The organism is Streptomyces albofaciens JCM 4342, assembly GCF_008634025.1.
Taxonomy (GTDB): Bacteria; Actinomycetota; Actinomycetes; order Streptomycetales; family Streptomycetaceae; genus Streptomyces; species Streptomyces albofaciens.
This window is the reverse complement of sequence record NZ_PDCM01000002.1, coordinates 3,894,100-3,912,296: the sequence shown is the minus strand read 5'-3', so window position 1 is coordinate 3,912,296 and position 18,197 is coordinate 3,894,100. Positions and strand designations below refer to the sequence as shown.

The 18,197-nt window shown below is 72.6% G+C and carries 21 protein-coding genes; 9 read left to right on the top strand and 12 right to left on the bottom strand.

Annotation, left to right across the window (positions count from 1 at the left end):
* The first annotated feature begins 2 nt into the window (after positions 1-2).
* Both CP973_RS40280 and CP973_RS37050 read left to right on the top strand, forming a co-directional pair.
* A complete protein-coding gene (locus CP973_RS40280; RefSeq protein WP_167538586.1) occupies positions 3-155 on the top strand; it encodes a hypothetical protein in 153 nt (50 codons plus the stop codon).
* Positions 152-1,384, top strand: a complete 1,233-nt coding sequence (locus tag CP973_RS37050; RefSeq protein WP_150248770.1) for a cytochrome P450 — start codon at positions 152-154, stop codon at positions 1,382-1,384. The genes CP973_RS40280 and CP973_RS37050 overlap by 4 nt, the downstream gene beginning before the upstream one ends.
* A 309-nt stretch (positions 1,385-1,693) precedes the next feature.
* On the opposite strand, the gene CP973_RS37045 is transcribed toward CP973_RS37050, so the two are convergent.
* Positions 1,694-2,623, bottom strand: coding sequence for an NADP-dependent oxidoreductase (locus CP973_RS37045; RefSeq protein WP_150248767.1), 930 nt, complete (start codon positions 2,621-2,623; stop codon positions 1,694-1,696).
* Between the two features lie 92 nt (positions 2,624-2,715).
* Between CP973_RS37045 and CP973_RS37040 the strand changes: the two genes are divergently transcribed.
* Positions 2,716-3,090, top strand: coding sequence for a winged helix-turn-helix transcriptional regulator (locus tag CP973_RS37040; RefSeq protein WP_150248764.1), 375 nt, complete (start codon positions 2,716-2,718; stop codon positions 3,088-3,090).
* Between the two features lie 160 nt (positions 3,091-3,250).
* Here the strand turns inward: CP973_RS37040 and CP973_RS37035 are convergent, their stop codons facing one another.
* A complete protein-coding gene (locus tag CP973_RS37035) occupies positions 3,251-3,982 on the bottom strand; it encodes a hypothetical protein (protein WP_150248760.1) in 732 nt (243 codons plus the stop codon).
* 137 nt (positions 3,983-4,119) lie between these two features.
* On the opposite strand from CP973_RS37035, the gene CP973_RS37030 reads away from it, so the two are divergent.
* Positions 4,120-4,494 (top strand): VOC family protein, encoded by a 375-nt coding sequence (locus CP973_RS37030; protein WP_150248756.1) that lies wholly within the window; start codon positions 4,120-4,122, stop codon positions 4,492-4,494.
* A 48-nt stretch (positions 4,495-4,542) separates the two neighbouring features.
* Here the strand turns inward: CP973_RS37030 and CP973_RS37025 are convergent, their stop codons facing one another.
* Positions 4,543-5,103 (bottom strand): GNAT family N-acetyltransferase, encoded by a 561-nt coding sequence (locus tag CP973_RS37025; RefSeq protein WP_150248753.1) that lies wholly within the window; start codon positions 5,101-5,103, stop codon positions 4,543-4,545.
* Between the two features lie 177 nt (positions 5,104-5,280).
* Between CP973_RS37025 and CP973_RS37020 the strand changes: the two genes are divergently transcribed.
* The 3 genes from CP973_RS37020 (at position 5,281) to CP973_RS37010 (ending at position 8,906) form a co-directional block, all read left to right on the top strand.
* Positions 5,281-5,745, top strand: coding sequence for a helix-turn-helix domain-containing protein (locus tag CP973_RS37020; RefSeq protein WP_150248748.1), 465 nt, complete (start codon positions 5,281-5,283; stop codon positions 5,743-5,745).
* Positions 5,746-5,944: 199 nt separating this feature from the next.
* Entirely contained in the window at positions 5,945-6,358 is a 414-nt protein-coding gene (locus CP973_RS37015) for a VOC family protein (protein ID WP_208853370.1), read from the top strand.
* A gap of 157 nt (positions 6,359-6,515) precedes the next feature.
* Positions 6,516-8,906, top strand: a complete 2,391-nt coding sequence (locus tag CP973_RS37010; RefSeq protein ID WP_150248743.1) for an ATP-binding cassette domain-containing protein — start codon at positions 6,516-6,518, stop codon at positions 8,904-8,906.
* Here CP973_RS37010 and CP973_RS37005 read toward each other — a convergent pair.
* Together CP973_RS37005 and CP973_RS37000 are read right to left on the bottom strand one after the other, a co-directional pair.
* A complete protein-coding gene (locus CP973_RS37005; protein ID WP_150248739.1) occupies positions 8,891-9,985 on the bottom strand; it encodes a GNAT family N-acetyltransferase in 1,095 nt (364 codons plus the stop codon). The two genes, CP973_RS37010 and CP973_RS37005, sit on opposite strands and share 16 nt — an antisense overlap.
* Positions 9,986-10,064: 79 nt before the next feature.
* A complete protein-coding gene (locus CP973_RS37000) occupies positions 10,065-10,937 on the bottom strand; it encodes a putative protein N(5)-glutamine methyltransferase (RefSeq protein ID WP_150248736.1) in 873 nt (290 codons plus the stop codon).
* A 406-nt stretch (positions 10,938-11,343) separates the two neighbouring features.
* Between CP973_RS37000 and CP973_RS36995 the strand changes: the two genes are divergently transcribed.
* Positions 11,344-12,705: a carotenoid oxygenase family protein gene (locus CP973_RS36995; protein WP_150248733.1), complete on the top strand. Its 1,362-nt coding sequence runs from the start codon at positions 11,344-11,346 to the stop codon at positions 12,703-12,705.
* A 60-nt stretch (positions 12,706-12,765) separates the two neighbouring features.
* Positions 12,766-12,981 (top strand): hypothetical protein, encoded by a 216-nt coding sequence (locus CP973_RS36990; RefSeq protein ID WP_150248729.1) that lies wholly within the window; start codon positions 12,766-12,768, stop codon positions 12,979-12,981.
* Between the two features lie 33 nt (positions 12,982-13,014).
* Here the strand turns inward: CP973_RS36990 and CP973_RS36985 are convergent, their stop codons facing one another.
* The 7 genes from CP973_RS36985 to CP973_RS36955 all read right to left on the bottom strand — a co-directional run bounded on the left by CP973_RS36985 (position 13,015) and on the right by CP973_RS36955 (position 18,041).
* Complete coding sequence (locus CP973_RS36985) at positions 13,015-13,374, bottom strand: winged helix-turn-helix transcriptional regulator (protein ID WP_150248726.1); 360 nt, start codon at positions 13,372-13,374, stop codon at positions 13,015-13,017.
* A gap of 94 nt (positions 13,375-13,468) precedes the next feature.
* A complete protein-coding gene (locus CP973_RS36980) occupies positions 13,469-14,035 on the bottom strand; it encodes an NADPH-dependent FMN reductase (RefSeq protein WP_150248724.1) in 567 nt (188 codons plus the stop codon).
* 119 nt (positions 14,036-14,154) lie between these two features.
* Positions 14,155-14,292 (bottom strand): hypothetical protein, encoded by a 138-nt coding sequence (locus CP973_RS36975; protein ID WP_341874874.1) that lies wholly within the window; start codon positions 14,290-14,292, stop codon positions 14,155-14,157.
* Between the two features lie 162 nt (positions 14,293-14,454).
* Positions 14,455-14,886 carry an ankyrin repeat domain-containing protein gene (locus CP973_RS36970; protein WP_150248722.1) on the bottom strand — a complete coding sequence of 144 codons (432 nt, stop codon included), beginning with the start codon at positions 14,884-14,886 and terminating at the stop codon, positions 14,455-14,457.
* A 119-nt stretch (positions 14,887-15,005) separates the two neighbouring features.
* On the bottom strand, positions 15,006-16,247 hold the full coding sequence (locus CP973_RS36965; protein WP_150248719.1) for a GNAT family N-acetyltransferase: 1,242 nt from the start codon (positions 16,245-16,247) through the stop codon (positions 15,006-15,008).
* A gap of 81 nt (positions 16,248-16,328) precedes the next feature.
* Positions 16,329-17,309: an asparaginase gene (locus CP973_RS36960; RefSeq protein WP_150248716.1), complete on the bottom strand. Its 981-nt coding sequence runs from the start codon at positions 17,307-17,309 to the stop codon at positions 16,329-16,331.
* A gap of 57 nt (positions 17,310-17,366) precedes the next feature.
* Positions 17,367-18,041, bottom strand: a complete 675-nt coding sequence (locus CP973_RS36955; protein ID WP_150248713.1) for an RsiG family protein — start codon at positions 18,039-18,041, stop codon at positions 17,367-17,369.
* Between the last annotated feature and the right edge of the window lie 156 nt (positions 18,042-18,197).

The following is an 18,197-nucleotide window of genomic DNA, read 5'->3' as shown; positions in this document are numbered from 1 at the left end:
GTATGCCCATCAGCTCGCAGGACCGCCCGTTTCCGGCCGAACCGGCGTACCGCCTGCGCAGGCTGCCCGGCGATCACTTCACCATCCTGTCCCAGCACGCCGACCTGATCTCAGCGAACCCGCACGACTGGCTGACGGAGGTGCAGCCCGCATGACGACTGTTCCCGAACTTCCCGATCTTCCCGAGGCCACCGAGGCACTGGAGCACTTCCCCTTCGACGACGGCCGCGGCATCGAGGTCAACGAGCGGTTCCGGGAGCTGCGGCAGCGCGAGGGGCTGCTCCGGGTGCGGCTCGCCTACGGCGAACCCACCTGGCTGGTCACCCGCTACGCGGACGCCCGGCTGGTGCTGGGCGACGCGCGGTTCAGCCGTGCGATGTCGGTCGGCCGGGACTACCCGCGCCAGGAGGAGGCGACGGAACTGGCCGGGCTGATCATCCTGGACGCCCCCGAACACACCCGGCTGCGCACGCTGTTGGCGAAGGCCCTCAGCAGGTCCCGTATCGAAACGCAGCGCCCGGCGGTGCGCGCGGCGGCGGACGAACTGCTGACGTCGGCGATGAACGCCGGACCGGGCATGGACATCGTGGTGGACTACGCGCAGCCGATGAGCGTGCTGTCCATCTGCGACCTGCTCGGCGTGCCGGTCTCGGACCGGGAGGCGTTCGAGTCGACCAGCGCGGCGCTGATGCCCGGCAGTGCCGTCGGCCACGAGGACATAATGCGGCGGTTCGGTGACCTGCGCGCCTGCACCGAGCGGCTCATCGCCGAGCGGCGGGCCCGCCCCCGCGACGACCTGATGTCGGCGATGGTCCAGGCCCGGGACGAGGAGGACCGGCTCACCGACGCCGACCTGATCGAACTGGTCGTCAGCATGCTGCTGGCCGGGTTCGAGGCGATCACCACCCAGATTCCGAACTGCGTCTACGTTCTCACGCGGGGCGACCGTGCGCTCTGGAACCGGCTGCGTGCGAATCCGGCCGAGCTGCCGTCGGCGGTCGAGGAGCTGTTGCGCAACAACGCCTCCGCCGGTGCCGGCCTGTTCGTCCGCTATGCGCGGGAGGACGTCAACGTCGGCGGCACGCTGGTACGCGCGGGAGAAGCCCTGACCGTCGCCGTCGAGTCGGCCAACCACGACCCGGCCCGGTTCGAGGACCCCGACGCGATCGACTTCACCCGGCCGCCCGGTGGACACCTCACCTTCGGTTATGGCGCGCACTACTGCGTCGGTGCCCAGCTCGGGCGCATCGACCTCCAGGAGGGCCTGCGGGTGCTGCTCACCAGGGCCCCGGAGCTGACCGTCCGCGACATCAGGTGGCGAGAACGGCCGCACATCCGGGGGCCGGAGGCGATGCGCGTGACCTGGCGGGGTGGCCCGGAATGACCTTCACCACCCGCCGGGGGCTGTCGGTTTCCGGTAGCCGCCGGAGGACTGTCGGCTTCCGGTAGCCACCGGATGTCTGCCGGTTTCCGGTGGGAGTGGCAGGTCGGCTGGATCCGGTGCGGTTGGGGATCAGAGAATCCGACGCTCGGCGGGCCCCACGGCGGGGCGAAGTCCACGCCCACGGCGGGTCGGAGTCCAGGATCCCACGAAGGCTTCACGGCGGGGCGGGGTCGAGGGCCCCGCGAAGGCCCCACGGCGGGTCGGAGCCGAGGCCCAACGGCGTGACGAAGTCCAGGCACCACACAGAATTCAGACCGTGAGCACGAGCTTTCCCTGGAGGTGGCCGGCGTCGAGCACCCGGTGCGCGTCGGCGACGCGCTCGAACGGGAACGTCTCCTGCACGTGGACCCGGAGCCCGCCCTGTTCGACGAGTTCGACGAGGCCGCGCAGGGCGACCGGATCGGGGTCGACCGCGATGCCGCTGAAGCGCATGCCGGCCGCCGCGTACTTGGCGGCGAGCCGCGCGTCCTCCTCGGCGACCGCCGTCACCAGGTGACCGCCCGGGCGGAGGACTTCGAGCGAGCGCTCGGCGGTGTCGCCGCCGAGCGTGTCGAGTACGACGTCGATGTCGCGGACCGCCTCGGTGAAGTCGACCGCCGTGTAGTCGACCACCTCGTCGGCGCCGAACCCCTCGACGAACTCCCGTTTGCTCCCGCGGGCTGTCGTGATCACGTGTGCGCCGAGCGCCTTCGCTATCTGGATCGCGACGTGGCCCACCCCGCCACCCCCGCCGTGGACCAGGACCCGGGCGCCCTCGGTCACGCCGCCGAGGTCGACGAGACCCTGCCACGCGGTGAGCCCGACGACCGGCAGCGCCGCCGCCTCGACGTGCGACAGCGATGCCGGCTTGCGTATCAGGTGCAACGCCGGCGCCGACACGGCCTCGGCGTACGCGCTCGCCGCCCGCGGGAACAGCGGCATCCCGAACACCTCGTCCCCGGGCCGGAACCGCCACGTCCGCGGCGACTCCCCGACCACGCCGCTGAGGTCCCAGCCGAGGGTGAACGGCGGCCGGCCGATCAGCGGGAACTCGCCGGCGCGCAGGCGTGCCTCCAGTGGGTTCAGCCCGATCGCCTCGACGTGGACGAGAACCTCGGTCGGGAGGGGGCGGGGCTCGGGCGCGTCCACGATGGTGAGCACCTCGGGGCCGCCGAGCGTCTGCTGGGTGATGACTCGCATGACTCTCCTGGCTGCTTCGGGAGGGGAGAGCAGCCAGGCTAGGTTTCCGACAGGAACCAGCAGGTACCTTGCGCGCGGGTACTTTTGGCGCCGTGAGCGGTTTCGGTCCCGGTGATCCCTTTCTCGCCGACTGCCCGGCGCGGCTGGCGGTCGAGCTGATCGCCGACAAATGGACGGTGGTCGTGCTCTACGGCCTCAGCAAGGGCCCGGTGCGCCATGGCGAACTGATCGAGCTGATCGGCGGCATCTCCCGCAAGATGCTCACCCAGACACTCCGGCGGCTCATGGCGCACGGACTCGTCCGCCGCCACGCCTACGCCGATGCGCCGCCCCGCGTCGAGTACGAACTCACCCCGCTCGGGGCGACGCTGATCGAGCCGATCCACATGCTGACCGAGTGGGCGAGGGCGAACGGCGACGCGGTGCTCGACGCGCTCGACGCTGCTCCTGGGCCGGGCCGCCCATAGCGGCCGAGGCTCGCCGCTGGGGCACGCGGTCGGCGCCGGACGGGCGGGCCGCCGGGCGGATGGAGCGCCGGACGGATGGAGCGCCGGACGGATGGACCGCCGGGCGGACGGACCGCCGGGCGGGCCGCCGGACGCGGGACATGCCGGCGGTCGGCTCGGGTCACAGCGGCTTCGGCGTCCACGGCTCGGGTGCCAGGAACGGCGCCCGCCGCCACGCGCGTACGGCCCAGGCGGCCATGGGCGCGCTGAACAACGCCCAGAGGGCAGGGCCCATCCAGAGCCGGAGGTCGAAGACCGCGGTGAGCACGGTCGCGGCGATACCGGCCGCACCCAGGCCGGCGGCCAACCGGACCAGGTAGCGCATGCGCCGGGTCGGCTCGTGCCGGTCGGCGCCCTGCCGCAGCCGCCAGCCGCACACGACACCCAGGACCAGTCCCGCGGCCCCGAGGCCGATGGCCATGGCCAGCTCGGTTCCGGGGGGATTGACGGGCCGCTCCCAGGTCTTCTGCCGCGTCCCCTTGGCGGCTATCTCCTGGACGGCGCCCTGCCAGACGGTGCCGGTCACCCGGTCACCGTCGTGCAGCTCGTTCAGCAGCGGGTCCTCACCGGCGAATCCGACCCGCCAGGCCGTGCCCGCGGAATCGGTCAGGGTCGCCTTGTACTGCTTCTTCCCGATGTGGATGTCCGAGACGGTGAACTCCTCGTCCCGCACGCAGTCATCGGCGCGGGAAGCCTGGGCGCAGGACGGCGCGGATCGGTACGCACGTTCAGCGGCGATCCGATCCGGCACCCAGACGCTGATCAACCACACGGAGCCGGCCACGGCGATGACCGCGAAGACGAGATAGAGGATCGCGGTCGCCGAGTTGTGCAAGGGGTTTCTGCTGCTCATACGTCCGTCCATATTGCACAATCATCGCATGAATGCGCATACCAACCTCTGGTCTCGTCGTCGCACTTCCCGACGTGCCCGGCGAGTGGCAGCAAGGGTCTGGTCACGCGCATTTGACGAGCCGTAGGGTTCCGGCCATGGCATGTCGTATTTCCGAACTGGTCATTCCCTGCCGGGATCCGCAGCGGCTGGCGGCGTTCTGGTGCGAGGTACTGGACTTCGTCGTGCTCGACCCCGACGACCACGGCGCGGTGGAGATCGGACCACGCGAAGGGTTCGGCGGATTGCAGCCGACTTTGGTCCTCGTCCCCACCACCGAGCCCAAAACCGGGCAGTCGCGGCTGCATTTCGACGTCAACGCCACCGACCGCGACCAGGACGCCGAACTCGAACGCCTCCTGGAACTCGGTGCGCGCCACGCCGATATCGGCCAGAGCGGTGATGAGCCCTGGTACGTCCTGGCCGATCCCGAAGGCAACGAATTCTGCCTCCTGCGAGCCCGCTTGAGCTGAGCGGCGCCTTCGGGCTTCAGCAATACGGACATCGCCGCCTGTCGTCGTTTACCGCCGCCGTTCCCACTCGTCCCGCGTGAGCACGTACTCCACCTCGCCGTGTTCCGAGCCGGGAATCGCCTCCGGCCAGTCGCCGGTGAAGGAGCGGAGAAAGGACAGGCCGGACTTCTCCATCACCCGCCGGGACGCGCGGTTGACCGCCATGGTGTTCGCGGTCACCCGCTCCACCGCGAACTCGGTGAAGCCCTTGTCGATGAGCGCCCGCGCTCCCTCGGTGGCGTAGCCGCGGCCCCAGGCCGCTTTGTTGAGACGGTAGCCGAGTTCGACCACGGCGGGGCTGTCGTCCTCCAGGGGCCGGAATTCGAACCACCCCAGAAACACCCCGGTCCCTTTCTCCGACGCCGCCCAGTATCCGCGCGTCCCGAAACACGGGTGGTCGTGCAGGAGCCGCGGCAAGGTCCGCTCCGCGATCTCCTCGTGGGTCGTGGGCCGGCCGCCGTTGATGAAGCGCATGACGTCCGGGTCGTTGTCGAGCGCGAAGAGGCGGCCGGCGTCGTCGGCGGTGAACGGCCGCAGCACCAGCCGGTCGGTCTCCAGGAAGGCACGCATGCCGTGATCCTGGCCGGTGGCGGCTGCGGAGCGCCACCGGGATTCGCGGTGGTCCGCGGGCCGGGAGCCTTCTCCCTGACCGCCGTGTGTTCGCCACCGAACACTGGGTCGCGCAGGTCACGGCGCCCCATGCGCTGCCCGTACGCCCCCGTACGTCCCCCGTGCGATCCTGACCCCGTGAATCTGGAAGACCTGGTTCAGCTGCGGCGGGCGCGTGACCTGATGGATCGGGATTACGCGCAACCGCTGGACGTGCCGGCGCTGGCGCGGGCGGCGCACATGTCGTCGGGGCACTTCTCGCGGAGTTTTCGGGCCGCTTACGGGGAGACGCCGTACAGCTACCTGATGACCCGCCGGATCGAGCGGGCCAAGGCGCTGCTGCGGCGGGGGGACCTGTCGGTGACGGAGGTCTGCTTCGCCGTGGGGTGTACGTCGCTGGGGTCGTTCAGCTCGCGGTTCACCGAGCTGGTGGGGGAGAGCCCGAGCGCCTACCGGGCGCGTTCGCACGAGCCGGGGGCGGCCATTCCGGCCTGTGTCGCCAAGATCTACACACGGCCGGTGCGGAACGGGCCGCCGTCCACCGGTGCCGGTGGCGGTGCCGGTGCCGACGCCGAAGCCGGTGCGGACAGCGACGGCGACTGAGCCTCCAGAGGCGGTGGCGACTGAGCCTCCCGCGCCGACGGCGACTGAGCCTCCAGAGACGGTGGCGACTGAGCCTCCCGCGCCGACGGCGACTGAGCCACCCCGACGGCAACGGCCGAGCGCTCCCCTCCCGGACCCCGCCCCGAACCGGTCACGAATGGAGAAGCGCGGCGCACGGCCCCGCCGTAGCGTGTTGCGCATGGACATTCACCTTTCCACCTGCTTCATCGCCGTCGACGATCACGACAAGGCGCTGCCCTTCTACCGGGACGTGCTCGGCCTGGAGGTGCGCAACGACGTCACGTTCGAGGGGATGCGCTGGGTGACGGTCGGCTCGCCGTCGCAGCCCGGCGTGGAGATCGTGCTGGAGCCGCCGCTCGCGGACCCGAACGCCTCGCCGGCCGACCGGCAGGCCATGGCGGAGCTGCTCGCCAAGGGCCTGCTGCGCGGCGTGATCTTCTCGGCCGACGATGTGGACGCCGTCTTCGAGCGGGTCCAGGCCTCGGGCGCCGAGGTGCTCCAGGAGCCGGCCGACCAGCCGTACGGGGTGCGGGACTGCGCCTTCCGCGACCCCGCGGGCAATATGCTGCGCTTCGCTCAGCGCAAGAAGTGAGCCGGACGCCGGCCGGTGACCGCCCCGGCCGGCGGCGGCCACCGGCCGGGGCCGGGCCGGTGCGTACCGGTCGTACGGCCCCGAGCAGTCAGTCGGAATCCGGCGACGCCGACGGGGGAACCGCGGCGGCGGCGCCGCCGCACACAGGGAGAAACGTATGAGCACGGGCCCGAAGACGGATCCGCGGCCGGCCGCGCGGCACGCCGCCGACAGCCACGACGCGATCCGCGTGCACGGCGCGCGCGAGAACAACCTCAAGGACGTCAGCATCGAGATCCCGAAGCGCCGCCTGACGGTGTTCACCGGGGTCTCCGGCTCGGGCAAGAGCTCGCTGGTGTTCGACACGATCGCCGCCGAGTCGCAGCGGCTGATCAACGAGACGTACAGCGCCTTCGTGCAGGGCTTCATGCCGACCCTGGCCCGCCCCGAGGTGGACGTGCTCGACGGGCTGACCACCGCGATCATCGTCGACCAGCAGCGGATGGGCTCCGACCCCCGCTCCACCGTCGGCACCGCCACCGACGCCAACGCGATGCTGCGCATCCTCTTCAGCCGGCTGGGCGAGCCGCACATCGGCCCGCCCAGCGCGTACTCCTTCAACACCGCGTCGGTGTCGGCGAGCGGCGGGTTCCGGGTCGAGCGCGGGGAGAAGACCAAGACGGAGAAGGTGACCTTCAGCCGTACCGGCGGCATGTGCGTCCGCTGCGAGGGCCGCGGCAAGGTGTCCGACATCGACCTCGCCCAGCTCTACGACGACTCCAAGTCGATCTCCGAGGGCGCGTTCACCATCCCCGGCTACACGGCGGGCGGCTGGAACGCGCGGCTCTACGCGGAGTCGGGCCTGTACGACGCGGACAAGCCGATCCGCGAGTTCACCAAGAAGGAGCTGCACGCCCTCCTCCACCAGGAACCGACCCGGATGAAGATCGCGGGCATCAACATGACCTACGAGGGTCTGATCCCGCGGGTGACGAAGTCGTTCCTGGCCAAGGACAAGGAGGCGATGCAGCCGCACATCCGCGCGTTCGTGGAGCGGGCCGTCACCTTCACCACCTGCCCCGAGTGCGACGGCACCCGGCTCAGCGAGGGCGCCCGCTCCTCGAAGATCAAGGGGATCTCGATCGCGGACGCCTGCGCGATGGAGATCCGCGACCTGGCCGAGTGGGTGCGCGGCCTCGCCGCGCCCTCGGTGACGCCGCTGCTCACCGCGCTCCAGGGCACCCTCGACTCGTTCACGGAGATCGGCCTGGGCTACCTCTCGCTCGACCGCCCGGCCGGCACGCTCTCCGGCGGCGAGGCGCAGCGCGTCAAGATGATCCGCCACCTCGGCTCCTCGCTCACCGATGTCACGTACGTCTTCGACGAGCCGACCACCGGCCTGCACCCGCACGACATCCAGCGCATGAACAACCTGCTGCTGCGGCTGCGCGACAAGGGCAACACGGTGCTCGTCGTGGAGCACAAGCCGGAGACGATCGCGATCGCCGACCATGTGGTGGACCTCGGCCCGGGCGCCGGTATGGCGGGCGGCAGCGTCTGTTTCGAGGGCACCGTCGAGAAGCTGCGGGCGAGCGGCACCGTCACCGGCCGCCACCTCGACGACCGCGCCTCGCTCAAGGAGTCGGTGCGCGAGGCCACCGGCACGCTGGAGATCCGCGGAGCCACCGCGAACAACCTGCGGGACGTGGACGTCGACATCCCGCTCGGGGTGCTCTGCGTGGTCACCGGTGTCGCGGGCTCCGGCAAGAGCTCGCTCCTGCACGGCTCGATCCCGGCGGACACGGGTGTGGTCGCGGTGGACCAGACGCCGATCCGCGGCTCGCGGCGCAGCAACCCGGCGACGTACACCGGGCTGCTGGACCCGGTCCGCAAGGCGTTCGCCAAGGCCAACGGCGTGAAGCCGGCGCTGTTCAGCGCCAACTCCGAGGGCGCCTGTCCGGCCTGCAACGGCGCCGGGGTCGTCTACACCGACCTGGCGATGATGGCCGGTGTGGCGACCACCTGCGAGGACTGCGAGGGCAAGCGGTTCCAGGCGTCGGTGCTGGAGTACCGCCTCGGCGGCCGCGACATCAGCGAGGTGCTGGCGATGCCGGTGGCCGAGGCCGAGGAGTTCTTCGGCGCGGGCGAAGCGCGCCTCCCGGCGGCCCACAAGATCCTCCGGCGGCTCGCCGATGTCGGACTCGGCTACCTCACCCTCGGCCAGCCGCTCACCACGCTCTCCGGCGGCGAACGGCAGCGCTTGAAGCTGGCCACGTACATGGCCGACAAGGGCGGCGTCTACGTCCTCGACGAGCCGACCACCGGCCTCCACCTCGCCGATGTCGAGCAGCTGCTCGGCCTGCTGGACCGGCTGGTCGACTCCGGCAAGTCGGTCATCGTCATCGAGCACCACCAGGCGGTCATGGCCCACGCGGACTGGATCATCGACCTCGGCCCGGGCGCGGGCCACGACGGCGGCCGGATCGTCTTCGAGGGCACCCCCGCCGACCTGGTCGCCGCGCGCTCGACCCTCACCGGCGAGCACCTGGCGGATTACGTGGGCGCCTGACCGGGCGGCACGGGCGCAGGTCCGGGCGTGCGCGTACGGGTGTACGTGTACGTCCGGGCGTACGCGGCGAACCCCAGCGACTCGTAGAGCCGCTTGGGAACCGGATAGGCGGCGTCACCGCGGGCCTGCACGACGGCGCGGTGCCCGCCGGCCCGGGCGAAGGCGTGCAGCACCGCGGCGCACACGGCCCGGGCCAGCCCGAGCCGGCGGTGGTCCGGACGGGTGCCGACCGGCTCGAACACGCCCGTACGGTTGGCCTCGTCGTACCAGCCCTGGCAGTAGGCCACGATGTCGCCGCCGGGGGAGGCGACGACGAGGTCGAACTCGGGACGGTACGGCCAGACCGCGCGCATCCGGGCGTGGCGTTCGGCGGTGATCCGCTCCGAACCGAAAGCGGCGCGGTGCGCTGCCGCCCGGCCCGCCACGTCCGCGTAATCCCGCTGGGCGCGGATCACGTATCCGTCCGGCAGGCGGGGGAGGAGCGGGAGACCACCGGTGAGGGGGCGGCCGAGGCAGGTCATGTACGGGCCGGTGGCGGGGCTGGTGCCCGAGCCGGTCGCGGAGTCCGGGCCGGGGCCGGTGGCGGGGCACGTGCCCTGGCCGGTCGCCGGGCCCGGACCCGGCCCGCCGGTCTCCCGTACGTACCCCCGCAGCTCCAGCGCCTCGATCACGGCCTGCTCGGTGCCGGCCACCTCGACGCTCAGCGGGCCGGACTCGGCCGCACCGACCGTCGCACCGGCCGCCGCACCGACCGCCGCACCGACCGCCGCACCGGCCGTCGTACCGACCGCCGTACCGACCGCCGCCTCCGCCCAGTCCAGCACGTCGTGCACCAACTCCGGCCGCTCCGGATCGACCTGGAGCATCAGCCCGCCGGGCAGCTCCAGCCAGCCCCACGCCAGCGTCCGGCCGCCGTCGCTCCAGACCGCCGTCGGGCACTGGTCGGCGCGGCCGAGCGCCAGGCACCAGCTCCAGGCCAGGTCGCCGATGTGACGGTAGCCGGTCACCGGGAAGGCGCGGACGGCCAGGCTCTGCATGGCGCGCAGGGCCAACGGACCGGCGTACTCGTCACGTTGCACGGGGCGTCATGCTGCCGCCCCGGCTCCCCGCCGGGCAACGGAATATCCGAGCCCGTCCGCGCCCGGAGGGAGCCCCCTGTCAGGACGGGGCGCCGTCCGGCCCGGTGCCTATGACGACCGTCGCGCACAGATCCTCGTCGGTGGCCAGCCAGGCGCGCAGACCGCTGCGCCGGAAGGCGTCGAGGGTGTGCGGCGCCTGGCGTTCGCTGGTCTCGATCAGGAGGTGGCCGCCGGGGGCCAGCCACTGAAGCGCCTCGGCCGCCACCCGGCGCTGCACATCGAGTCCGTCCGCGCCGCCGTCCAGCGCCACCCGCGGCTCGTGGTCGCGTGCTTCCGGCGGCAGCAGGCCGATGGCGTCGGTCGGTACGTAGGGGGCGTTGACGACCAGGATGTCGACGCGTCCGCGCAGGCCGGGCGGGAGCGCGGCGTACAGGTCGCCCTCGTACACCCGGCCCGTGGCGGGCGGGATGTTGCGGCGGGCGCAGCGTACGGCGGCGGGTTCGATGTCGGCGGCGTGGAGTTCGACGGGCGGAGACGGCAGGTCCGCGGGAGCCCCCGCCGGGCCGCCGACCGCCGCCGCCAGTGCCGCGCCCACCGCGCCCGTGCCGCAGCACAGGTCCACGACGACGGGTCTCGGCCGGTGAACGGCGCGCAGGAGGGCGGCGGCCCGGCCGACGAGGAATTCGGTGCGGCGGCGGGGTACGAAGACACCGGGGTCGACCGCGATGCGCCGGCCGCAGAACTCCGCCCAGCCCAGGACCTGTTCGAGGGGGAATCCGGCGACGCGCCGGTCCGTCATGGCGGCGAGGTTGGACGGTGTGCGGGCGGTGGCGACGAGCAGTTCCGCCTCGTCCTCGGCGAAGACGCAGCCGGCCGCGCGGAGTCTGGCGACGAGGGCGGGCAGCGGGGCGGGGACGGCGGCGGGAGAGGGTGAAGACAGGTGGTGTGACATGCGAGTTCGGGCCTTTCGGGGTGCCGAAGGGCGCTCTCGCGGTCACCTGCCTCGGAGGGACCGTACAGCCGTGCGGTGAGAGCACCCGGCCTGGACAGCGGTAATGGGTCTCACCTCCTCGGTCGCTCACTGCTTGAGGCGGTCACCTTACCCGAAGCCGGGAGCGTTGACGCGGTGCGGGGACGCCGGGCGGGTGCGGAGCGGCCCCATGACGTGTCCCGGCCGGTGTCCCGAAGGGGCGTGCGGGGAAGCTCTCCGCGCCCCCGGGCTCGCCGGTGGTCTCGACGCGGCGGTGCCGGGGCTGGAGGGTGGATGTGGGGTGCTGCGCGGGAGGCGGTGACCGGGGGGTCGCCGCGGGGCGGAGCCGGGAAGGTGGGCGGCGATGGTGGGTGCCAGGAATCCGTACATGCGGGGACTGTTCGCTCCGGTGAAGGAGGAGACCACCGCGTACGACATGGCCGTGACCGGCCGGATACCGGAGGAGCTGGACGGACGTTATGTACGCAACGGACCGAATCCGCTGGGGGTGGACGACCCGGTGGCGTACCACTGGTTCAGCGGCGACGGGATGCTGCACGGCGTCCGGCTGCGCGGGGGCCGGGCCGAGTGGTACCGCAACCGCTGGGTGCGTTCCGACGCGATGGCGATGCGCCTGGGCGAGAAGATCCTGCACGGTCCTCGCCACCTGGACATGGACTTCGCGCCGAACAGCCATGTGACCCGCTTCGCCGGGCGCCTCCTCGCGCTGGTCGAGGGCGGCTCGCTGCCGTACGAGGTGGACGCCGAGCTGGACACGGTGGGCCCCTTCGACTTCGCCGGCACGCTGCCGGGCGGCCTCGCCGCGCACACCACGATCGACCCGGACACCGAGGAACTGCACTGCGTGGCGTACTGCTGGGCCTGGCCGTACGTGCAGTACCTGGTCGTGGGGACGGACGGCCGCGTCCGGCGCCGCGTGGACGTCCCCGTCGAGGGGCGGCCGATGATGCACGACTTCTCGCTGACCGAGCGGCATGTGCTGCTGTACGACCTGCCGGTGGTCTTCAATCCGGGCGGCGTCGGCGTCGGGCCGTCCTTCCCGTACGTGTGGGACGCGGAGCGCCCGGCCCGGCTGGGCGTGCTGCCGCGGGAGGGGCGGGCGGCGGACGTGCGGTGGCTGGAGGTCGACCCGTGCTTCGTCTTCCACCCGATGAACGCGTACGAGGCCGAGGACGGCAGCGGCCGCATCGTGGTCCATCTCGTGCGCTACGAGCGGCTGTTCGCGAAGGGGCGTACCGGTCCGGACGGGGCGCCGCCCGCGCTGGAACGCTGGACCGTGGACCTGCGGGCGGGCCGGGTCCACCGCGAGCGGCTGGACGAGCGGCCGGTGGAACTGCCGCGCGTGGACCCGCGGCGGCTCACGCTGCCCCACCGCTACGGCTACGCGGTGCTGGAGTCCGCCGACTCGGACCTGCGGGCGCCCCGGTACCCGGGGATCGAGCGGATGGGCTGCGGGCTGGTGAAGTACGACCTGGAGCGCGGCACGAGCGAGGTGCGCCGCTTCTCCCCGCAGGGCGGTGCCGGAGAGGCCGTGTTCGTGCCCGCCGGCCCGGACGCCGCCGAGGACGACGGCTGGCTGCTGGCGTACGTCCACGCCCCGGAGCGCGACGCGACGGACCTCGTCATCCTCGCGGCCCAGGACATCACGGGCGAGCCGGTCGCCCGGGTGCACCTGCCGGTGCGGGTGCCGGTCGGGTTCCACGGCAACTGGATACCGGACCAGGAGTGAGAGCCTTTCCGATGCGCTTGCATTGGTACGCTGGGCGCACCGACACCGGAAGGGGACGCCATGACCGGCAACGATGAACAGGTGCGGCGCGCGGGCGCGGCCCTGGAGACGTACACGCTCTCCGAGGCGGGCTGGCGGGCGAGCCCGGGCGAGACGCTCCAGCGGGTCCTGGCCGACCTGCTGCACTGGTGCGAAGCCACCCAGCGGGACTTCGACCGGTCACTGGCGCTGGCCCGGGAGCGGTACGGGTGCGAACGCGCGCCGCGGCAACCGTGAGCCGCTCACGAGCGGGCCGTCGGCCCCGGCCGCTCAGCTCGCGCACGGGTGACGTGACCCGTACGTCGCCTCGATCTCCTCCATGTGCACCAGGCCCCACGCGCCGAGCGGTTCCAGCGCGGCGTTGAGCGAGGTGCCCAGCCCGGTGAGGGAGTACTCCACCTTCAGCGGGACCTGGTGGTAGACCTCGCGGTGCACGATGCGGTCGGTCTCCATCTCGCGCAGCTGCTGGATCAGCACCTTCTCGCTGATGTCCGGCAGCGCGCGCTTCAGTTCACCGAAGCGCTGCGGCCCTTGGGCCAGCTGCCACAGCAGCAGGACCTTCCACTTGCCGCCGATGACGTCCACGGCGGCGTCCAGGCCGCACTCGTACGGGCCTTTGCGTCGGCTCATGACCGTGTCCCCCTCGTTCGCCGCCGGACGGGGAAATCGTAAGCCGGCTGCGAGCGCGGCGAGGGCGGGACGGCCCGCCCGCCGCCGCGCGGTCTCAGCCCCCGTACGGCCGCGCCTCGCGCGCCTCGCGCAGCGCCAGGGCCCACCAGGCCAGCTGGTCGAGCAGCACGGCGGCGGCCCGGTCCGCGTCCTCGGGGTCCCGCAGCTGCCCGCCCTCGTCGAAGAGGCGCCCGGCCATCGGGAAGCTGACCGTCTCGCGCACCGTCGTGGCGTGCAACTCGGCGAAGACGAGCCGCAGTTGCTCGACGGCGCGCAGGCCGCCGGAGATCCCGCCGTAGGACACGAAGCCGACCGGCTTGGCCTGCCACTGCTGGTGCAGCAGGTCGATGGCGTGCTTGAGCGGGGCGGGGAAGGAGTGGTTGTACTCCGGTGTGATCACGACGAAGGCGTCCGCCGCGCCGATCCGCTTGGCGTAGGTCTCCATCTCCTCGCTGCCGTGCCGCAGTTCGTACGGACGGACCTCGTCCAGGTCGATGAGGTCCACCACGACGTCCGTACGCCGGCCGGCGTGTGCGGTGAACCAGTTCGCGACAACGGGCGCGAACCGGCCCTCACGGGTGCTGCCGACGATGACGGCCAGGGTGAAGGGGCGCTCGGGCATGACGGGTCCTCCTGAAGGCGGTGGCGCGGAGCCGGCGGTCGGCTTCGGGACCCGACGCTAAAACCTCAACCAAAGTTGATGTCAAGGTGTGGCCTTGGGGTGACGTCCGGGGGCGGCCGTCAGCCGCCGAGTGCGTCGAGATCGACGGTCGCCGCCATGGCCCGGGCCCCGGCGTCGTTGAGATGCAGTCCGTCTCCGCTGTCGAACTCGGCGCGGATGCGGTCCGGCCGGTCGGGGTCGGCCACGGCGTCGGCCACGTCGAAGACGGAGTCGAAGGTGCCACCTTCCTAACCCAAGGCCGCTCCACTCGCCACGCCGGCCTCACCCCGGAGGCCGGGACACCACTCGCCGAACCGCGCCCTCGCGGCGAAGGCCGGACGCGGCGGGACGCTGCCGCCCGCCGCCGTGCGGCCCCCGGCTCACTCCGCCCCGAACAGCCCCAGCAGCTCCCCCTTCTGGAACATCCGCGCCGTGTCGATCGCCGACGGCGTCCCCGCCGCCGGGTCCGCGCCGTGGGCCACCAGGACGCGTACGACCGCGTCCTCGCCCTTGAAGACGGCACCGGCCAGCGGGGTCTGGCCGCGGTCGTTGGTGCGGTCGGGGTCGGCGCCGCGTTCCAGGAGGGCGGCCACCGTGTCGGCGTGGCCGTGGTAGGCGGCGAGCATCACCAGGGAGTCGCCCTTGTCGTTGGTGAGCGTGGCGGGGACGCCGGCGTCGACGTAGGCGGCGAGGGTGCTGGTGTCGCCGTGCCGGGCCAGGTCGAAGACCTTGGCCGCGAGCTGTAGTACCTCGGGGTCGTGGGCGTGCTCGGTCGTGTCGGGACCCTGCGGCTCCGTGTTCGCGTCACTCATGGTCGCCGTCCTCCTGCTCCGGTGGTGGGCGGTGTCCTGCAACTTCCGCCTGGGCCGTTACGTGTTTCCGCCACCTTATGCAGCACACCACCGCCGGGCCCCCGGCGCGCGGCGCCCGGTCAGAAGATGTCCGGGCACCAGGGGCGGCGGGCGGTGTGCAGCAGGAGGTCGGAGGTCGCCAGGGCGCCCGGGCGTTCCTCGGTGACGCGGCCCAGGGCGTGCAGGCGTGCCGCGGACTCGTCGCCGAGGTAGAGCGCCGCGAAGTCGCCCACGTCGAGGGTGAGTTCGGCGGGCCGGTTCGTGCGGGTGCAGGTGGCGCCCGCCGGGGTGGCTTCGAGGAGGTAGCGGCCGTCGGCCAGGCCCGCCTTGTCATGGATCTCCAGGACGAGGGAGCCCTCGGCCGGGTACGTACGGGCCTCCAGCAGCCGGGGGACGTCCAGCGGCCGTATCCACAGGTAGTCGGCGTGCTGTTCGATCCGTGCCGCGCGCGGGTCGCCGAGGTGGTACGGCAGGAGGTCGTCGGGGCCGCGCACGCCGGACGTGATGTGCATGACCCAGTCGATCGAGCACAGGAACCGCCACAGGGCCCGCTCGGCGGCCGGGGTGAGCGCGGTCAGGCGGTCGACGGTGACCGTGTTCTGCGGCAGCTTGCGTTCCCACTTGTCGTCCGCGCGGTACGAGACCAGGCCCTCGATCTCGCCGGACGCGCTGCGGTAGAGGGCGTGGAAGCGGTCCTTGGCGGGGTTGTACGGGCGCGGGTTCACACCGGTCAGCTCCCGCCACCAGTCGTGGGAGAGGTCGATCGCGCCGGGCTGCCGGGCCCGGAACCGGTCGTGGAGGGCGGGACCCGCCTCAAGGACCTCGGCGGCGTCGGCGAAGTCGACCCGGCCGCCGCACTCCGGGCCCGCGTGGCGCGGGTCCAGCGCGGCGCGCGCCACGTCGATGTGCCACTCGGTGAACCAGGTGGCCGGGCCGAAGCCGTACCGCCCGTAGATCGGGAACTCCGCGGCGATCAGCGTGGCGACGGCGTCCCCGCGCTCCTTGGCGAGCCGCAGGTCGTTCGCCATCATCCGGCTGAGCAGGCCGCGCCGCCGGTGGGTGGGGGAGACCGTCACGTTCGAGACGGCGTCGGCGGGCACCGGTGCCCCGCCGACGACGGTCAGTTCCTGCGCGAAGCTGCGGAACGTGGCGACACAGCGGCCGTTGTCGTACGCGCCCTGCGTACGGGCGGGGTCGTAGCGCGCGCGGCGGTATCCGATCCGGTCCTCGGAGATCTCGGGCGGCCGCAGGAAGCCCACCTCCATGGCCCGCATCCACTCGGGCAGGTCGTCGTCGCCGACCGTACGCACCTCGATGTCCATGCGCGTACGGTAGCCACGGCCCTGTACCGCCGTCGCGGCAATTTCGAGGGGGTGCCCGGGGACCGCGGGCACCCTGGTGCCTCAGAAGGCCGCGCGGATCTCTCCGACGCGCTCGGCACCGCCCAGCAGCGGTGCCTCCCCGATGCGCGCCAGCACCGGCGACTCGACGCCCATCTCCCCGAGGACGCGGGCGAGTATCGGGCCGAGGGTACGGGTCGCCCCGTCGTCCACCTTGAACGCCAGCGCGCGCCCGTCCGGCAGCGCCACCGCCTGCACGGCCTCCGCGCCCATCTTGGACAGCACGCCGGGCACCGCCTGCATCAGCCAGGTGTCGGGGCGGCGGGTGCCGGCCACGTACTCCGGGTGCGCGCGCATCGCGTCGGCCACCCGCCGCTCCGGCGTGCCCTCGTCGGCCAGCACGAAGTGCCGGAAGGAGCGGGCCAGGCCGGTCAGCGAGATCGCCATCAGCGGGGCGCCGCAGCCGTCCGTACCGATGTGCTCGACGCGCTCGCCGCTCGCGGAGCGCACCGCCTCCAGCACCAGCTGCTGGAGCGGGTGCTCCAGGTGGAGGTACGACTCCAGCGGCCAGCCGTTGGCGGCGCAGGCCGCCAGCATCGCGGCGTGCTTGCCGGAGCAGTTCATCGTCAGCGACTCGCGCACCCGCCCGGAGGCCAGGTACGTCTCCGCCTCCGCGGGGTCCAGCGGCAGGTCCGGCGGGGTGCGCAGCTGGTCCGTGGACAGGCCGTGCTCGCTGAGCATCTTCTGCACCAGGTCGAGGTGGAAGCCCTCGCCCGAGTGGCTCGCCGCGGCCAGCGCCAGCCGCTCGCCGGACAGGTCCAGGCCCGCCCGCAGGATGGCCGCGGCCTGCATCGGCTTGTTGGCGGAGCGCGGGAAGACCGGGGAGGTCACATCGCCGAGCGCGGTCTCGACGCTGCCGTCCGCCGCCAGGATCACGAGCGATCCGCGGTGCCGGCCCTCGACGAAGCCCGAACGCACGACCTCGGCGAGGACGGGGGGTATACCGGACGGGACGGACCCGTCGGTAACGGTGGCAGTGCTCATCGGCGGCGGCCTTCCGGGAGGTGGCCCGCGCTCCTCCCGGGACCGGTGGCGGCGGGGTCAGGAGAGCAGGTCGTCTACTTGTGCTTCGCCTTCACGGTACCTGCGCGCGATCTCCGCACTGCAATCGTCGGCCGTCCGCTGGAGGGACTGGCGGCGCCGGGAGACCTGCTGCTCGTACCGGACCAGGCGGCACATCGCGTCGTGCAGCTCCTGGTCCGTACGGGCGGTGAGGTCCGACAGCTCCACCTCACCGGCCATCTGCTCCGCCAGCTGGCGGTACTCCTCGCTGTGCGGCATGCCGAGCGTCACATGGCGGGCCGAGGAGCGGTGCCGCGACGGCCCGTCCGTCAGGATCTCCGGCAGGCGGTCCAGCAGCGGGGAGTGCGGGGCGGTGCGGCGGGTGCTCTCGGCGCGCAGGATGTCGATCCGGCCCTGGAGCAGCCGCCGCACATAGCTCAGGTCGGCCTCCTCCCGCTGCGCCTCGCGCCGCACCACCCGCAGGTCGGGCAGGCTCAGTCCGTCCAGGTCGGGCCGGGACACCGGGCGGAAGCGGTCGCGTTGCAGCGGGGCGCGGTGCGGCGCCGCGGCCGTGCCTGCCTGGACCATGGGACCGTCCTCCGTGCGGGCGGGCCCGGGGCGCGCCTGGGCCGTCGTGGTCGTACGGGCCGCGGCGGGCGCCGTACGGGCGGTCGGTACGGGACCGGGTGTGTGCCCGGAACCGGCAGTGCTCATGAGTCGTTTCCGTCCCCTCGTCCGGTGCGGTCGCACGGGCGGGTTGTCCGTGGAACGCACCGCGTGCACGCATCGTGCCACTGCGGACGGGGCCCCCGCAGGGCCAGCCATGGCCATGGCACCCGAACGGCCCCGGCCCGGTACGGCTGTCGGGGG

Excerpts from the sequence above, each read along its gene's own strand:
- CP973_RS36960 (WP_150248716.1), bottom strand. The coding sequence starts at position 17,309 with ATGAGCACTGCCACCGTTACCGACGGGTCCGTCCCGTCCGGTATACCC.
- CP973_RS37045 (WP_150248767.1), bottom strand. The coding sequence starts at position 2,623 with ATGCGAGTCATCACCCAGCAGACGCTCGGCGGCCCCGAGGTGCTCACC.
- CP973_RS37000 (WP_150248736.1), bottom strand. The coding sequence starts at position 10,937 with ATGTCACACCACCTGTCTTCACCCTCTCCCGCCGCCGTCCCCGCCCCG.
- CP973_RS37010 (WP_150248743.1), top strand. The coding sequence starts at position 6,516 with ATGAGCACGGGCCCGAAGACGGATCCGCGGCCGGCCGCGCGGCACGCC.
- CP973_RS36985 (WP_150248726.1), bottom strand. The coding sequence starts at position 13,374 with ATGAGCCGACGCAAAGGCCCGTACGAGTGCGGCCTGGACGCCGCCGTG.
- CP973_RS36990 (WP_150248729.1), top strand. The coding sequence starts at position 12,766 with ATGACCGGCAACGATGAACAGGTGCGGCGCGCGGGCGCGGCCCTGGAG.
- CP973_RS36955 (WP_150248713.1), bottom strand. The coding sequence starts at position 18,041 with ATGAGCACTGCCGGTTCCGGGCACACACCCGGTCCCGTACCGACCGCC.
- CP973_RS37025 (WP_150248753.1), bottom strand. The coding sequence starts at position 5,103 with ATGCGTGCCTTCCTGGAGACCGACCGGCTGGTGCTGCGGCCGTTCACC.
- CP973_RS37030 (WP_150248756.1), top strand. The coding sequence starts at position 4,120 with ATGGCATGTCGTATTTCCGAACTGGTCATTCCCTGCCGGGATCCGCAG.
- CP973_RS37050 (WP_150248770.1), top strand. The coding sequence starts at position 152 with ATGACGACTGTTCCCGAACTTCCCGATCTTCCCGAGGCCACCGAGGCA.
- CP973_RS36980 (WP_150248724.1), bottom strand. The coding sequence starts at position 14,035 with ATGCCCGAGCGCCCCTTCACCCTGGCCGTCATCGTCGGCAGCACCCGT.
- CP973_RS36970 (WP_150248722.1), bottom strand. The coding sequence starts at position 14,886 with ATGAGTGACGCGAACACGGAGCCGCAGGGTCCCGACACGACCGAGCAC.
- CP973_RS37035 (WP_150248760.1), bottom strand. The coding sequence starts at position 3,982 with ATGAGCAGCAGAAACCCCTTGCACAACTCGGCGACCGCGATCCTCTAT.
- CP973_RS37015 (WP_208853370.1), top strand. The coding sequence starts at position 5,945 with ATGGACATTCACCTTTCCACCTGCTTCATCGCCGTCGACGATCACGAC.
- CP973_RS36965 (WP_150248719.1), bottom strand. The coding sequence starts at position 16,247 with ATGGACATCGAGGTGCGTACGGTCGGCGACGACGACCTGCCCGAGTGG.
- CP973_RS36995 (WP_150248733.1), top strand. The coding sequence starts at position 11,344 with ATGCGGGGACTGTTCGCTCCGGTGAAGGAGGAGACCACCGCGTACGAC.
- CP973_RS40280 (WP_167538586.1), top strand. The coding sequence starts at position 3 with ATGCCCATCAGCTCGCAGGACCGCCCGTTTCCGGCCGAACCGGCGTAC.